General features: G+C 71.2%; 14 protein-coding genes. 7 read left to right on the forward strand and 7 right to left on the reverse strand.

Going from position 1 to position 15,209, the window contains the following annotated elements; all coding sequences use genetic code 11:
* Nucleotides 1-39: 39 nt before the first annotated feature.
* The 3 genes from QF035_RS20405 to QF035_RS20415 all read right to left on the reverse strand — a co-directional run bounded on the left by QF035_RS20405 (nucleotide 40) and on the right by QF035_RS20415 (nucleotide 3,240).
* Nucleotides 40-243: a cold-shock protein gene (locus tag QF035_RS20405; protein ID WP_053661143.1), complete on the reverse strand. Its 204-nt coding sequence runs from the start codon at nucleotides 241-243 to the stop codon at nucleotides 40-42.
* A gap of 199 nt (nucleotides 244-442) precedes the next feature.
* Complete coding sequence (gene hutH, locus QF035_RS20410; RefSeq protein ID WP_307531254.1) at nucleotides 443-1,981, reverse strand: histidine ammonia-lyase; 1,539 nt, start codon at nucleotides 1,979-1,981, stop codon at nucleotides 443-445.
* A gap of 116 nt (nucleotides 1,982-2,097) precedes the next feature.
* Nucleotides 2,098-3,240 carry a GGDEF domain-containing protein gene (locus QF035_RS20415; RefSeq protein ID WP_307521868.1) on the reverse strand — a complete coding sequence of 381 codons (1,143 nt, stop codon included), beginning with the start codon at nucleotides 3,238-3,240 and terminating at the stop codon, nucleotides 2,098-2,100.
* A gap of 153 nt (nucleotides 3,241-3,393) precedes the next feature.
* Between QF035_RS20415 and QF035_RS20420 the strand changes: the two genes are divergently transcribed.
* A complete protein-coding gene (locus QF035_RS20420) occupies nucleotides 3,394-4,206 on the forward strand; it encodes an enoyl-CoA hydratase/isomerase family protein (RefSeq protein ID WP_307521869.1) in 813 nt (270 codons plus the stop codon).
* 295 nt (nucleotides 4,207-4,501) lie between these two features.
* On the forward strand, nucleotides 4,502-5,182 hold the full coding sequence (locus tag QF035_RS20425) for a hypothetical protein (RefSeq protein ID WP_307521870.1): 681 nt from the start codon (nucleotides 4,502-4,504) through the stop codon (nucleotides 5,180-5,182).
* Nucleotides 5,183-5,211: 29 nt separating this feature from the next.
* Here the strand turns inward: QF035_RS20425 and QF035_RS20430 are convergent, their stop codons facing one another.
* Nucleotides 5,212-6,357, reverse strand: coding sequence for an adenylate/guanylate cyclase domain-containing protein (locus QF035_RS20430; protein ID WP_373466965.1), 1,146 nt, complete (start codon nucleotides 6,355-6,357; stop codon nucleotides 5,212-5,214).
* Between the two features lie 587 nt (nucleotides 6,358-6,944).
* Nucleotides 6,945-7,874, reverse strand: a complete 930-nt coding sequence (locus QF035_RS20435; protein WP_307521871.1) for a biotin--[acetyl-CoA-carboxylase] ligase — start codon at nucleotides 7,872-7,874, stop codon at nucleotides 6,945-6,947.
* Between the two features lie 321 nt (nucleotides 7,875-8,195).
* On the opposite strand from QF035_RS20435, the gene QF035_RS20440 reads away from it, so the two are divergent.
* Together QF035_RS20440 and QF035_RS20445 are read left to right on the forward strand one after the other, a co-directional pair.
* Entirely contained in the window at nucleotides 8,196-9,794 is a 1,599-nt protein-coding gene (locus QF035_RS20440; protein ID WP_307521872.1) for an acyl-CoA carboxylase subunit beta, read from the forward strand.
* 41 nt (nucleotides 9,795-9,835) lie between these two features.
* Nucleotides 9,836-10,042 (forward strand): acyl-CoA carboxylase epsilon subunit, encoded by a 207-nt coding sequence (locus QF035_RS20445; protein ID WP_307521873.1) that lies wholly within the window; start codon nucleotides 9,836-9,838, stop codon nucleotides 10,040-10,042.
* Between the two features lie 59 nt (nucleotides 10,043-10,101).
* Here QF035_RS20445 and QF035_RS20450 read toward each other — a convergent pair whose 3' ends face one another.
* Nucleotides 10,102-11,232, reverse strand: a complete 1,131-nt coding sequence (locus QF035_RS20450; protein WP_307521874.1) for an SGNH/GDSL hydrolase family protein — start codon at nucleotides 11,230-11,232, stop codon at nucleotides 10,102-10,104.
* Between the two features lie 175 nt (nucleotides 11,233-11,407).
* Between QF035_RS20450 and mmpB the strand changes: the two genes are divergently transcribed.
* Together mmpB and QF035_RS20460 are read left to right on the forward strand one after the other, a co-directional pair.
* On the forward strand, nucleotides 11,408-11,536 hold the full coding sequence (gene mmpB / locus QF035_RS20455; RefSeq protein ID WP_143636837.1) for a morphogenic membrane protein MmpB: 129 nt from the start codon (nucleotides 11,408-11,410) through the stop codon (nucleotides 11,534-11,536).
* 31 nt (nucleotides 11,537-11,567) lie between these two features.
* Nucleotides 11,568-12,188 carry a Maf family protein gene (locus QF035_RS20460; protein WP_190229618.1) on the forward strand — a complete coding sequence of 207 codons (621 nt, stop codon included), beginning with the start codon at nucleotides 11,568-11,570 and terminating at the stop codon, nucleotides 12,186-12,188.
* A 47-nt stretch (nucleotides 12,189-12,235) separates the two neighbouring features.
* Here the strand turns inward: QF035_RS20460 and QF035_RS20465 are convergent, their stop codons facing one another.
* Nucleotides 12,236-12,763: a hypothetical protein gene (locus QF035_RS20465; protein WP_307521877.1), complete on the reverse strand. Its 528-nt coding sequence runs from the start codon at nucleotides 12,761-12,763 to the stop codon at nucleotides 12,236-12,238.
* Between the two features lie 427 nt (nucleotides 12,764-13,190).
* Between QF035_RS20465 and QF035_RS20470 the strand changes: the two genes are divergently transcribed.
* Nucleotides 13,191-14,963: an acetyl/propionyl/methylcrotonyl-CoA carboxylase subunit alpha gene (locus tag QF035_RS20470; protein WP_307521879.1), complete on the forward strand. Its 1,773-nt coding sequence runs from the start codon at nucleotides 13,191-13,193 to the stop codon at nucleotides 14,961-14,963.
* Nucleotides 14,964-15,209 lie beyond the last annotated feature (246 nt).

Genomic DNA, 15,209 nt, shown 5'->3' on the forward strand with positions numbered 1-15,209 from the left:
AAGGTGCGGGCCCCGGCTCGCGTGATGCGCGTCCCGGAATTAGGCGGGGACGATGTTCTCCGCCTGCGGGCCCTTCTGACCCTGCGTGACGTCGAAGGAGACCTTCTGGCCCTCCTGCAGCTCACGGAAGCCCGAGGTGGCGATGTTCGAGTAGTGGGCGAAGACGTCGGCGCCGCCGCCGTCCTGCTCGATGAAGCCGAAGCCCTTTTCCGCGTTGAACCACTTCACGGTGCCAGTAGCCATGTCATTTCTCCAAGATAGGTGGCTCCCATCCGGAAATGACCGGAAAAACAAAACGCGCCTGAGAGAGGATTCCTTTCAGGCGCACAAAGTTAATGGGTACCAAAAACGTTTCGTTAGGAACTCTAGCACAGTTTTCGGTGGGGGCGTCGCGACGCCCCGGCGCCCCCACCTCGCACATCTGAAGGAACCCCGGAAATCCTTACGCCAGTGGGCCCGTTACGGGTTCCACGGCCTCGACCAGATGGCCGCCGCGCACGAACGCGTCCGCGGCCGCCAGGTCCGGCGAGAGGAAGCGGTCGGGCCCCGGGCCCGCGACACCGGCGGCGCGGGCGGCGGAGATCGCGGCCTGCGAGGCGGGGGCGGGGGTGAGCCCGGTGCGCAGTTCGATGGCGCGCGTGGCGGCGTACAGCTCGATGGCGACGATCCGGGTCAGGTTGTCGACGGCCGTACGGAGCTTGCGGGCGGCCGACCAGCCCATCGAGACGTGGTCCTCCTGCATGGCGGAGGACGGGATGGAGTCGGCGGAGGCCGGGACGGCGAGCCGCTTCATCTCGCTGACCAGGGCGGCCTGCGTGTACTGGGCGATCATCAGGCCGGAGTCGACGCCGGCGTCGTCCGCGAGGAACGGCGGCAGGCCGTGCGAGCGGTTCTTGTCGAGGAGCCGGTCCGTGCGGCGCTCGGTGATCGAGCCGAGGTCGGCGGCGGCGATGGCGAGGAAGTCCAGGACGTACGCCACCGGGGCACCGTGGAAGTTGCCGTTCGACTCGACGCGGCCGTCGGGCAGGACGACGGGGTTGTCGACGGCGGCGGCGAGTTCACGGTCGGCGACCAGCCGGGCGTGGGTCATGGTGTCGCGGCCGGCGCCCGCGACCTGCGGGGCGCAGCGCACGGAGTAGGCGTCCTGGACGCGGGGGGCGTCGTCCTGGTGGTGGCCGGTCAGCTCCGAACCCTTCAGCACGGCCAGCATGTTGGCGGCGCTGGCGCCCTGGCCCGGGTGGGGGCGGATGGCGTGCAGTTCGGGGGCGAGGACCCGGTCCGTGCCGAGGAGGGCTTCGAGGGAGAGGGCCGCGGTGATGTCGGCGGACTTGTAGAGGGTGTCGAGGTCGGCGAGGGCCATGACCAGCATGCCGAGCATGCCGTCGGTGCCGTTGAGGAGGGCCAGGCCCTCCTTCTCGCGCAGTTCGACGGGCTCGATGCCGTGGGCGGCGAGGAGTTCACCGGCGGGGCGAATCGTTCCGTCCGGGCCCTTTGCCTCTCCCTCGCCCATGAGCGTCAGGGCGCAGTGGGAGAGCGGCGCGAGGTCGCCGGAGCAGCCGAGGGAGCCGAACTCGTGGACGACCGGGGTGATACCGGCGTTCAGGATGTCGGCCATGGTCTGCGCGACGGACGGGCGGACGCCGGTCCGGCCAGAGCAGACGGTCTTGAGCCGCAGGAACATCAGGGCGCGGACGACCTCGCGTTCGACGTGCGGGCCCATACCGGCGGCGTGCGACCGCACGATGTTGCGCTGCAGCTGGGCGCGCAGTTCCGGGCTGATGTGCCGGGTCGCGAGGGCTCCGAAGCCGGTGGAGACCCCGTACACGGGCTCCGGCTTGGCCGCCAGCGCGTCCACGATCTCGCGGGCCGCGGCCAGCGCGGACACCGCCTCGTCGGAGAGCTCGACCCGGGCGCCGCCGCGCGCCACGGCGAGAACGTCGGACGCGGTGACACCCGTCGTCCCCACCACCACAGTGTGCATATCCATATTCAGGAGCGTACGCAGTGAATGCCTTGGTGTCACTAGTGGGTGGCGGGTTGGGTCCTTACACACAGGACCCCGCAGGACCCCACAGGGACGGACGGGCGGGGGCGACCCTACCGACGGCCGCGGAACCGCCGGCGTTCGGCCGCCGCGGGCGGAGGCGCGTCGGCGAGGCGGACAACCGGATCGTCCGGCCCCTCGCGGCCCGCGACGACGGGTTTCGCGGAGCGGATGGCCTTGGCGCGGTACTGGGCCGCGTCGGCGAGGCGGAAGAGCCGCCGGGCGGAGCGGACGGGCCCGAGCGGGTCCTCGGTCGACGCGACCCCGCACGCCACACCCTCCCCGAGCTCCAACTCGGCGGCGCGGCGGCACAGTTCGTCGGCGACGCGTACGACCTCGTCGGCGGCCGGACCCACGGCCAGCAGGCAGAACTCGTCGCCGCCGAGGCGGGCGGCGAGGGTGCCGGGCAGCATCGCGCCGCACAGCGAGAGGACGGACCCGAAGCGCTCCAGGAGCCGGTCGCCGACGGCGTGGCCCCGGGTGTCGTTGACGCGTTTGAGGCCGTTGAGGTCGCACACGACGAGGCTCACGACCACGCCTTCCGCTCGGTGGCGTTCGATGGCCTCGTCCAGGCGCATGTCCACGGCACGGCGGTTCGCGAGGCCGGTGAGGGCGTCCGTGAAGGCGAGGCGGCGGGCCTCCTCCAGGCGTTCGGTCTGCGCGATCCCGGCGGCGACCACGGAGGCGAGGACGGTCGCGAAGTCGGCGTCGGCGCGGTCGAAGACGGGGGCTCCGGCCGGGCGGGCGACGTACAACTCGCCCCAGGCGCGCCCGTGCATGACGATCGGTGCCACGACACAGCACCCGCGGCCGCGTCTGCGCAGGGCGGCGACGCGCTGATGGCAGTACCCGGCGTGCCCCGTGGCGGGTCCGTCGGCCGTCTCCACCCAGGCGTTGGGTCCGCCGCCGCCGACCCAGCGTTCGTGCAGGAACTCCGTGATCTCCGGGAACTGGTGCACGGGGTAGGCCTCGTCCTCCGGGAACTCCTCCTCGTCCCGGGCCCGCTCCCCCACGTTCGCCAGGACCCGCAGCCTCCCGAGCTCCCGCTCCCACACGGACAGCGCGGCGAAGCTCCCGCCCAGCGCCCGGCAGGCTCCGGCCGCCGCCGCGCGCCACGACTCCCGCGGGGCGTGCGCGGCGGCCATGCCCTGCGCCAGCGCCACCACGGCCCTCAACCGCACATCGTCACCGCCCATCACTCCAGGTTAGGTACGTTTGTAATGATTTGGGACATTGATGCGGCGAACAGGGGTCCGGAGCGGGACTTTCCCTCGAGGCGGGTGGCTGGAATGATCGGGGCGCAGGGAAGTTAACCGCCGTTAACGTAAACCGTGAACCGGGAGAGTCTCATGTCCGAGCAAGGCGCGGAGCAGCGGTTCGGGGAGTACGTCGTGGTGCGACGCCATACGTCGTCGCACGTCGCCGAGCTCGTCCTGGACCGGCCCAAGGCCATGAACGCCGTGTCGACGGACATGGCCCGCTCGATCGCCGCGGCGTGCGAGGCGCTGGCCACGGACCGGGACGTCCGGGCGGTCGTCCTCACCTCCACCCACGAGCGGGCCTTCTGCGTCGGCGCCGACCTCAAGGAGCGCAACTCCCTCACGGACGCCGAGCTGGTCCGTCAGCGTCCGCTGGCGCGGGCCGCGTACACCGGCGTACTCGATCTGCCGATGCCCACCGTCGCCGCCGTGCACGGGTTCGCGCTGGGCGGCGGCTTCGAGCTGGCCCTGGCCTGCGATCTGATCGTGGCGGACGGTACGGCCGTGGTGGGGCTGCCCGAGGTGTCCGTCGGGGTCATTCCCGGGGGCGGGGGTACGCAGTTGCTGCCGCGGCGGGTGGGTGCCGCGCGGGCGGCCGAGCTGATCTTCTCGGCGCGGCGGGTGGAGGCCGGGGAGGCGGCGGACCTTGGGCTGATCGACGTCCTGGTCCCCGCGGGCGAGGCGCATGCGGAGGGGCTGGCCCTTGCGGGCCGTATCGCCGTCAACTCACCCGTCGGGCTGCGGGCCGCCAAGCGGGCGCTTCGGCTCGGGCACGGGCTCGATCTCCGCGCGGGTCTGGAGATCGAGGACGCCGCGTGGCGCTCGGTCGCCTTCTCGGGCGACCGGGCGGAGGGGGTCGCAGCCTTCAACGAGAAGCGCCGGCCGGAGTGGCCCGGGGAGTAGTTCTGGGGCTTCGCCCCAGGCCCCGTGGGGTGTGTTGTCGGGTGCGGGTGCGTTGTGGCTGATCGCGCAGTTCCCCGCGCCCCTTTTTAGGGGCGCGGGGAACTGCGCAGTCTTTTGGGGGTTCGGGGGCGAAGCCCCTGAGTAAGTGACGGGATTGGGTAGGGGCGGCGGGGCGGAAGAAACCCCGTTCGGGTGATGGCGCACCCGGCTCACCCCCAACCACCCCAGCACGCGCATAACCTGCGCACCGCGACAGCGCGCCGGGGGGCGCCCTCGCGTCGGGGAGGGGAACTGCATGCCGGACACGGCAACGAAGCCAGGAACGGTCACACCGGAGACGACACCACCGGAACCGGCCCTCACCCGCCCCCGAGGACGCCACCGCAAACCCCGCCCCCGCCGCATCCTCTTCGCGGTAGGAAGCCTCGCCCTCGCCGCAGGAGCCCTGAGCCTCCTCCGCATGGCACCCCAGCCCACCGGCGGAGACACCGGCATGGAGGCAACGGACATCGACCCCAGCGCGGCCGGCTCGACGGACAACCCGGCTCGGGACGACGCGGGGGCGGTACCCGTCGCCGCACCGCCCACCACCGGCGCATCCCCCTCACCCACGGCCACCACGGGACCCTCGGGATCCACGTCAACTTCCGAACCGAACAGGCTGAACGGGCGGGACGAGCCGAGCAAGCCCAACGGGTCCTACGGGCCGCCCGGAGCCTCCGCCCCGGGAGCCCAGCGCGGAGCCACAGGACCGGCAGGCCCCCGCGACCCGGCCCCCAACCCCTCGGGCGACCTCCAGGACACAGTCCCCATCACCACCACCCCACCCGCCCGACCTCCCGCCGCCACACCCACAGCCCCGGCACCGACCCCGACATCCCTCGGTGCACCACAGAACCCCGCCCGCCCGGGCACAGGCCTGTGCGTCCCGGTCGTCGGCCTGTGCTTCGACGGAAACGACAGCAACAACAGGTAGGAAAAGGAAAAACCACCCACCGCTAGTCGCTAGTTACTGCGACGCCTGAGCTGCCACGGCTCGACCACGCCCAGCCCCCGCACCGCCCGCTGCCACATCGGCTGAAGCGCGAAGCGGTACGACGGCGGCTCCTCTCCCTCCTTCTCCGCGGCGGCGGCCTCGTCGGCGGCAGCGGCCTCGGAGGCGGGTGCGTCGCCGGTCCGGGTGAGTTCCTCGGCGAACGCCCCGTCGACCAGGACGGCGTCCTTCGGAGCTATCGAGGTCAGCCGGGACGCGAGGTTGACGGTCGTACCGAAGACATCGCCCATCCGCGTGGTGACCGTGCCGAAGGCGATACCGACGCGCAGCTCGGGCATCGTCTCGTCGCCGGCCATGGTCTCGATCAGGCGCAGTGCGATCTCGGCGGCGAGGCCCGCGTCGTCGGCCGCGTACAGCACCTCGTCGCCCAACGTCTTGATCAGGCGTCCACCGTGCGCGGCCACCAGGTCCGCCGCGGTGGTCTCGAAGGCCTCGACGAGTTCGCCGAGTTCCTCCTCCTCCATGCGCCGGGTCAGTCGCGTGAAGCCGACGAGGTCGGCGAAGCCGACGGCGAGCCGACGGTCGACCATCTCCTCGTCGTCCGCGGCCTGCACGACACGGCCGGTCGCGGCGGCGAGCTGGCGCCGCCAGACGTAGACGAGGAACTCCTCCAGCTCGGGCAGCAGCAGCTCGACGAGGGGGTACGTGACCTCGGTGCGCGTCATGCCCGGTTCCGGGGGCTCGGTCAGACCCTCCAGGAAGGAGTCGATCTGCCACTCGGCAAGCCGCGCGGTGGTCTGCCCGGTCGAACGGGCGACCTGGACCGCCATCGCCTCGCTGAGCAGCCCCGCCTCGACCAGACCGGAGAGCCGGCGCAGAGCCAGCACGTCGGCCTCCGTGAGCGCCTTGGCCTGGCCGATGTCCGCGAAGCCCATGGCCCGCCAGAAGCGGGTGGCCAGCTCCACGGAGACGCCCGCGCTGCGGGCGGCCTGGAAGGGGGTGTAGCGGCGCTCGGCACCGAGGATGAGCTGTTCGAGCCGCAGGGCCAGCGGATCCTCCTCGGAGGCGGCGGCCTGCGCCTCCGCACGGTCCGACCCCTCGCCCCGGCCCGCAACCTCGCCCCGGCCGCCACCGTCCGTCCGACCCAAGGTCTCCATCCGGCCCGAGCCCTCCGCCCGGCCGGAGGTTTCCATCCGGCCCGAGCCCTCCGCCCGGCCCGCGGCCGACGTCCCACCCGGCGCCTCTGCCTGATCTGCCTGCTGATCTGTCTGCTGATCTGTCTGATCCGACGCCTCGGGCGCACTCGGCGGCCCATCCGGCGTCTCCGTCCGGCCCGGCGTTTCCGCCCGGTCCGTTCGGCCGTCCTGCGCGTCCACTCGGTCCTGTTCCTCCACCCGCGCGTGCGCCTCGGCCCGATCGATGCGTGCGGCCGCCGTGTCGGCGACAGACCCGGTGGTACGCCCCGGCTCACCGTCGGAGGCGGTGTCACCCGTGCCGGAACCCGTGTCGTCGACGGTCACGCCTGCTGCCCTTCCGATCTGCCGCGGTCAGGTATCGACCGGCCTCAACTCTACGGCAGGTGTGCTCTGGCTCACTCCCGACCGCCGAGGCCGGACGGCCCAGGCCCACTCCTCCCGCGTAGGTCCGACGGCCCACTGCCACTCGTACGGCTCGTACGCGCTCCTTGCTCACCACCAGGCACGACAGGCACGAAGTGTCCCGCGCGCCCCTGTGGGCACGTTCGTCACCGGTCGCCCGTGTCTCCCGTATCCCCCTGATCCCCCGCCGGCCGCAGATGCACGATGTCCCCCGCGCCCACGGGCTGCTGCACTCCCTCCGCCGTGGCCAGGACCAGCCGTCCGTCACCGTCCACGGCCACCGCCTCCCCGGTGATCGACTTGTCGCCGGGCAGTTCGGCCCGTACGACCCGCCCGAGCGTGGCGCAGCCGGCGGCGTACGTGTCCTGGAGGCCGGACCTGGCCGGGTCGCCGCCCACGCTGCGCCACTTCTCGTACCACTGGCCGAGGGACCGGAGCACGGCCCGCAGGATCGTGTCACGGTCCGTGGTCGTCGCTCCCGCGAGGACCAGCGAACCCGCGCCCGGCACGGGCAGCTCGTCCTCGCGGAGCGTGACGTTGATGCCGATGCCGACGACGACCGCGTCGGGCCCGGCACGCTCGGCGAGGATGCCGCCGGTCTTGCGCTCCTGGCCGTCCACCGTGACCAGCAGGTCGTTGGGCCACTTGAGTGCCGTGTCGACCCCGGCGGCGCGGGACAGCGCGGTGGCCGTCGCGACCCCGGCGAGCAGCGGCAGCCAGCCCCAGCGCTCGACCGGCACCCCGGTCGGTTTCAGCAGGACGGAGAAGAAGAGGCCCGAGCGGGGAGGTGCCGTCCACCGGCGGTCGAGGCGCCCGCGCCCGGCGTCCTGTTCCTCGGCGACGAGGATCGCCCCCTCTTCCGCCTTTCCCCCGGTGGCCAAGGCGACGAGGTCGGAGTTGGTGGAGCCGGTGCGGCCAACCAACTGAAAGTCGGACCAGAGCCCGCCGTCCCGCACGAGTGCGCGGCGCAGGGAGGCGGCGTTGAGAGGAGGCCGGCCGAGGTCGGACCAGCGGCCCGACCTCGGCTCACCCGGCTCGTTGGACGGGTCTCCTTGTGCACCTGGTGGCGTCGTCATGCAACCCACCCTAGGTTTGACATCCTCCGTCCCGCAGTAGGGGACGGATTCCAGCCCTGACGGGCTGAGGTTCACGGGCGCTCGATCACTCTCGTGATGTCACCCCTCCGGCGTGTCCCGCCGCGACGCGTTGATCGTACAACGCGAAGGGGAGGGGAGTGTGGTAAACGCCGCACTGCCGAACGGTAGGCGCGCCACTACGCTACGGATGAGTAGCCAACCCCCCTTCTGAGCACCACCCAGCAGCGTTCAGCACGTCCGAAGCACCTCGTGTCACCTCACCCTCACGTCCCCACTGAGCAGGCAGGGAGCCGCATCCCGATGTCCGAGCCGGAACAGCAGCATGAGATCGACATCCACACCACCGCGGGCAAGCTCGCGGATCTGCGGCGCCGCATCGACGAGGCGACGCACGCCGGCTCGGCACGTGCCGTCGAAAAGCAGCACGCCAAGGGCAAGTTGACGGCTCGTGAGCGGATCGAGCTGCTGCTGGACGAGGGCTCCTTCGTGGAGTTCGACGAGTTCGCGCAGCACCGCTCGACGGACTTCGGCCTGGAGAACAACCGCCCGTACGGCGACGGGGTCGTGACCGGCTACGGCACGGTGGACGGGCGCCCGGTCGCCGTGTTCTCCCAGGACTTCACGGTCTTCGGCGGCGCGCTCGGCGAGGTCTACGGCCAGAAGATCATGAAGGTGATGGACTTCGCGCTGAAGACCGGCTGTCCGGTCATCGGCATCAACGACTCGGGCGGCGCCCGTATCCAGGAGGGCGTCTCGGCGCTCGGCATGTACGGCGAGATCTTCCGCCGCAACACCCACGCCTCGGGTGTCATCCCGCAGATCAGCCTGGTCGTCGGCCCGTGCGCGGGCGGTGCGGTCTACTCCCCCGCGATCACCGACTTCACGGTGATGGTCGACCAGACCTCGCACATGTTCATCACAGGACCCGACGTCATCAAGACGGTCACCGGCGAGGACGTCGGCTTCGAGGAGCTGGGCGGCGCGCGCACGCACAACGCGGTGTCGGGCGTGGCCCATCACATGGCGGGCGACGAGAAGGACGCGATCGAGTACGTCAAGTCGCTGCTGTCCTACCTCCCGTCGAACAACCTCAGCGAGCCGCCCGCCTTCCCGGAGGAGGCGGACCTGGCCCTGACCGACGAGGACCGCGAGCTCGACACGCTGATCCCGGACAGCGCGAACCAGCCGTACGACATGCACACGGTGATCGAACACGTCCTGGACGACGCCGAGTTCTTCGAGACCCAGCCGCTGTTCGCGCCGAACATCCTCACCGGCTTCGGCCGGGTCGAGGGCCACCCGGTGGGCATCGTCGCCAACCAGCCGATGCAGTTCGCGGGCTGCCTCGACATCGACGCGAGCGAGAAGGCGGCCCGCTTCGTCCGCACCTGCGACGCCTTCAACGTCCCCGTCATCACGTTCGTGGACGTCCCCGGCTTCCTCCCGGGCGTGGACCAGGAGCACTACGGCATCATCCGCCGCGGCGCGAAGCTGATCTACGCCTACGCGGAGGCCACCGTCCCGCTGATCACGGTCATCACCCGCAAGGCCTTCGGCGGCGCGTACGACGTCATGGGCTCCAAGCACCTGGGTGCCGACCTCAACCTCGCCTGGCCGACCGCCCAGATCGCCGTGATGGGCGCGCAGGGCGCGGTGAACATCCTGCACCGCCGCACCATCGCCGCGGCCCCCGCCGACGAGCAGGAGGCCACCCGGGCCCGCCTGATCCAGGAGTACGAGGACACGCTCCTCAACCCCTACACGGCTGCCGAGCGCGGGTACATCGACGGTGTGATCCTGCCGTCCGACACCCGCTCCCACGTCGTACGCGGCCTGCGGTCGCTGCGGTCCAAGCGGGAGTCCCTGCCGCCGAAGAAGCACGGCAACATCCCCCTGTAGGACGCCGGTCGAGAGCAGACGAGTCGAGAGCGGGAACGTTCATGATCAAGGTCGTAAGGGGCAACCCGACCCCCGAGGAGCTGGCCGCCGCACTGGCGGTGGTCCAGGCCCGCGCCGCGGCGGCGGCAACATCCCCGCCCGGTGCGACACAGGAACGCCCGGCATGGTCCGACCCGTCCCGGGTGGCCCAGAGGCGCCTGCCAACACCGGGGCCACGAACATGGGCCCGCACCTTCTGGCCCGGTTAGACGGCCGCGCCCCTTCAGGGGCGCGGGGAACTGCGCGATCAACCCCCACCGGGCCGCGGTCAAAGAACCACAGCAACGGCTTCGGCCATCACCGCGTACCCGGCATCATTCGGGTGCAGGTGATCGCCGAAGTCGTACGCACCGCACAGCACATCCGGCGAGTCAGGATCCCCCAGCGCCCGGTGGAGATCGACAACCGCGTCGTACTCCCCCGAGCACCGAATCCACTCGTTCACCTCATGACTCACCTTCGCCGCCCGCTCCCCCCAGTGATCGGACCCGCCGAAGGGAAGCAGGGTCGCCCCCACGGCCCGAACCCCCCGCTCCCGAGCAAGCCGTATCAACTCCCGGTGCCCCGCGACGAGTTCACCCACCTCCACAAGCGGCGCGGGCCGATACGTCGGCTGCTCGTCCGTCTCGCTGAAGCCGATGTCGTTGAGCCCCAGCAGAACGACGAGCGTGTCGACGCCCGCGAGCGCGAACACGTCCCGCTCCACGCGCCGGACGCCCTTCTCCCCGTACCAGGCCGAGTCGTTGAGCAGCAGGTTCCCGCCGATGCCCGCGTTGAGGACGGGCCGCCCCGTGCGCTCGGCGAGGGCGTCGGACCAGCGCCGGTTCGCACCGGGCGTGGACCCGAACCCGTCGGTGATCGAGTCGCCGAACAGGGCCACGGCGTCCGTACGTCCCGCTGAGACGTCGACGCCGGACAGGAAGTACCAGGACTCGCTGACCTCTTCGAAGGCCTCGCCCCCGGTGTCCTCCAGGAGGTCGCCCGCACCCCGGTAGCTGGTGGCGAAGGCCTGCGCATGGAAGGTGGCGGGCCCGGTGACGGCGTCCAGATGGAGGGTGACCGTCACGGATTCGCCTGACTCCAGGGCGAGTTCGGCCGCGTCGCCGATGATCTCCCCGCGCGCCGGCACTGCGACGGAGTCGGACCCCGCGAAGGTGAGCCGTCGGACCGAGTCCGTTCGCACGGCGGCTCCGCGGGCCGTACGGGCGACCGTCGCGCCCGCGATCCGGAGCGGCGAGGTCCCGTACGCGTTCGAGAGGCGGATACGGATCCGGTCGCCGCCCGCGCCGAGGCGGACGACCTGACGCAGGGACTGACGCCAGAAGCCCTCCTGCGACCAGTTGGGCGTGAAGCCCGTGCTGGGCAGCTGGGGCGAGGCGGTCCAGGCGGTGGTGAACACGGCACATCCCTCCCTGAGAGGATCAGGACCCGCTCCCTAATGGAATCAGAGTCCCTTTAGTGATGCCCGGAACAGTAGCAGGGAGGCGGGCCCTAATGGAACCCCAGAACCTTTTACTCAAAATGAGTACGCGTACTCAGGCGCCCGCGCCCGCGGCGGAGTCACGATCGTTTACATGCTGTGGTCCGACCCGGAGAACGAGCCGCCCAAGGAACTGCGCGACATGCAGGACATGTTGCGGCGACTGGGCGTTCTCCTCGCGCTGGCCGCGGTGCTCGCGATGATCGTGCTCGGCGTGATGTGAGCCGCCCCGGCCCCGCCGATACCCTGGCCGCATGACTGATCAGCCACGCCGCCGACTCGTCCTCGCCTCCCAGTCCCCCGCCCGGCTCGGACTGCTGCGGCAGGCCGGACTCGCCCCCGAGGTCATCGTCAGCGGGGTCGACGAGGACGCCGTGACCGCCCCGACCCCCGCCGAACTGGCACTCGCGCTGGCCGAGGCGAAGGCGTCCGTGGTGGCGGCGAGGCCGGAGGTCAAGGGTGCCCTGGTGATCGGCTGCGACTCGGTGCTCGACCTGGACGGCGAGGCGCTCGGCAAGCCCGCCGACGCCGAGGAGGCGACCGCGCGCTGGAAGGCGATGCGCGGCCGCGCGGGCACACTCCAGACCGGGCACTGCGTATGGGACACGACGGCCGGGCGCCACACCTCGGGGGTCGCCTCCACCGTGGTCCGCTTCGGCGAGCCGAGCGACGCCGAGATCGCCGCGTACGTCGCCTCGGGCGAGCCCCTCCATGTCGCGGGGGCGTTCACGCTCGACGGCCGCTCCGCCCCGTTCATCGACGGCATCGACGGCGACCACGGCAACGTCATCGGGATCTCGCTGCCGTTGGTACGCCGTCTGCTGGCCGAACTGGGCGTCGGCATCACGGAGTTGTGGACCCCGCGCGAGAAGTGACGCGCGGGGCGGGACGAGCGGTCGGGCAGTAAGAGGGAGTAAGGCCGTCAGGAAGCCGAGGGCGCCGGAGGCGGGATGACAGGCGTCCCGCCTCCGCCCCCGTTACCGCCACTCTCGGCGCCGCCGCCCGTCGTACCGCCGTCCGGCTTGGCGTCGTCCGGCCCGGCATCGGAGACGGTGCCCTCGCGACGGTCGTACGTCATGAAGATGAGCACGATCAGCCCGAGCACCACCATCATGAAGGCGAACGCGCCCCAGCCCACCAGGCCCACCGTGAACGCGCCGAGCAGGGCGTGCACCACCGCGGCGCTGAACAGCAGGATGCGGCCGACGCCGGCGGGGGCGCGGTCGCGCAGGGCCACGCGCAGCGCGACGACCCCGCAGAGCGCGAAGTAGAGGCCGAAGAGCAGGCCGGCGACTTTCGAGGACGTGGACATCACGTCCGAGTCGAGCCCCGCCAGGGACATGTCCTGCCGGTCTACGACGATCCCCATGAACCAGTTGACCAACGCGATGCCTATCGCTTCCGCGAAGAGGACGATCGCGGTCACCCATGCCACCGGTCTGCGCACCACCGGTCCCCACCCACTTCCGACTGCCGCTCGACCAAAACTGCTGTTACCTCAAGTACTCCCACCAGCCGCCCGACCACCGCCCCTCAACGGGGCCCTTCGGGCCACAGGCTTTCTTCAGCAGCCTGCACGCTACTAACGGGTAAACCGCGGGACAAGGGATCTACGGAGGGCAAAGATTCGTTGGGCCATTCGTAGGGACTCCACAAAGAAACGGAGTGGGGCGCAGCACGCTCTCACAGAGACCTTGGCCACATCGGAGGGCTAGGGTTCTTGGGAAGCCCCCTGCGTACCGCGGTGCGACAAGGGATTTCGCGGACGAGCGGGCCTCGTATCACGCTCCGTGTGGGCAAGCTCACCACCGGGGACGGGTCGATACGTCGTGTCGGCAGTCCCTAAACTCGGCTTGTTTCAAGGAGAGGGAGCCAACGTGCGCAAGGTGTTGATCGCCAACCGTGGCGAAATCGCTGTTCGTGTCGCCCGGGCGTGCCGAGACGCCGGTATCGCGAGCGTGGCGGTGTACGCCGAGCCGGACCGGGACGCACTGCATGTGCGGGCCGCGGACGAGGCGTTCGCGCTGGGCGGTGACACCCCCGCGACCAGCTACCTCGACATGGCCAAGGTGCTGCAGGCCGCCAAGGACTCCGGCGCGGACGCCATCCACCCCGGCTACGGCTTCCTTTCCGAGAACGCCGACTTCGCCCAGGCCGTCCTGGACGCCGGGCTGATCTGGATCGGCCCGCCGCCGCAGGCGATTCGCGACCTGGGTGACAAGGTCGCCGCCCGGCACATCGCGCAGCGCGCCGGTGCCCCGCTGGTGGCCGGCACCCCGGACCCGGTGTCGGGCGCCGAGGAGGTCGTGGCCTTCGCCGAGCAGCACGGCCTGCCGATCGCCATCAAGGCGGCCTTCGGCGGCGGGGGTCGCGGCCTGAAGGTCGCCCGCACCCTGGAAGAAGTCCCCGAGCTGTACGACTCGGCCGTCCGCGAGGCGGTGGCCGCCTTCGGGCGCGGCGAGTGCTTCGTGGAGCGCTACCTCGACAAGCCGCGGCACGTGGAGACCCAGTGCCTGGCCGACAGCCACGGCAACGTGGTCGTCGTGTCGACGCGTGACTGCTCGCTGCAGCGCCGGCACCAGAAGCTGGTCGAGGAGGCGCCCGCACCGTTCCTCTCCGACGAGCAGGTCGCCGAGCTGTACTCCTCCTCGAAGGCCATCCTCAAGGAGGCCGGTTACGTCGGCGCCGGCACCGTCGAGTTCCTGGTCGGCACGGACGGCACGATCTCCTTCCTGGAGGTCAACACCCGTCTGCAGGTGGAGCACCCGGTGACCGAGGAGGTCGCCGGAATCGACCTGGTCCGCGAGATGTTCCGCATCGCCGACGGCGAGGAGCTCGGCTACGGCGACCCGGAACTGCGCGGCCACTCCTTCGAGTTCCGCATCAACGGCGAGGACCCGGGCCGCAACTTCCTGCCCGCCCCCGGCACGGTGACGGTGTTCGCCCCGCCGTCGGGTCCGGGTGTGCGGCTGGACGCGGGCGTGGAGAGCGGTTCGGTCATCGGCCCGGCCTGGGACTCCCTGCTCGCCAAGCTGATCGTCACCGGCGCCACCCGCGAGCAGGCCCTGCAGCGGGCCGCCCGCGCGCTGGCCGAGTTCAACGTCGAGGGCATGGCGACCGCGATCCCCTTCCACCGCGCGGTGGTGAAGGACCCGGCGTTCGCCCCCGAACTGACCGGCTCCGCCGACCCGTTCACGGTCCACACCCGCTGGATCGAGACCGAGTTCGTCAACGAGATCAAGCCGTTCGCGGCTCCCGCGGACACCGAGGTGGAGGACGAGCCGGGCCGCGAGACGGTCGTCGTCGAGGTCGGCGGCAAGCGCCTGGAAGTCTCCCTGCCGGTCTCCCTGGGCATGTCCCTGGCCCGTACGGGCCTCGCGGCCGGTGCCAAGCCCAAGCGCCGCGCGGCCAAGAAGTCCGGCCCGGCCGCCTCCGGCGACACCCTCGCCTCCCCCATGCAGGGCACCATCGTCAAGGTCGCCGTCGAGGAGGGCCAGGAGGTCAAGGAAGGCGACCTCGTCGTCGTCCTGGAAGCCATGAAGATGGAACAGCCCCTCAACGCCCACCGCTCCGGCACCGTCAAGGCCCTGTCCGCCGAAGTCGGCGCCTCCGTCACCTCCGGCGCCCTCATCTGCGAGATCAAGGACTGACCACCTCCTCGGCTCCTGAGTCGCGTCAGGGGGCGGGTGGTTCGCCCATGTCCGGTCTGCGAGCCCGGTGGGGGCTGGTCGCGCAGTTCCCCGCGCCCCTTGGGGGGTGGCGGCCGGTTCGCATAGTGCGGGTCGACGTGAGTTCCGCAGGCCGAGGCGCCCGGCAGACAGGCTTAGCCTGTCTGCCGGGCGCCTCGGCCTTTCAAGGGGCGCGGGGAACTGCGCGACCAGCCACACACGACCCGC

This window comes from Streptomyces umbrinus (assembly GCF_030817415.1).
In the GTDB taxonomy this organism is placed as follows: Bacteria; Actinomycetota; Actinomycetes; order Streptomycetales; family Streptomycetaceae; genus Streptomyces; species Streptomyces umbrinus_A.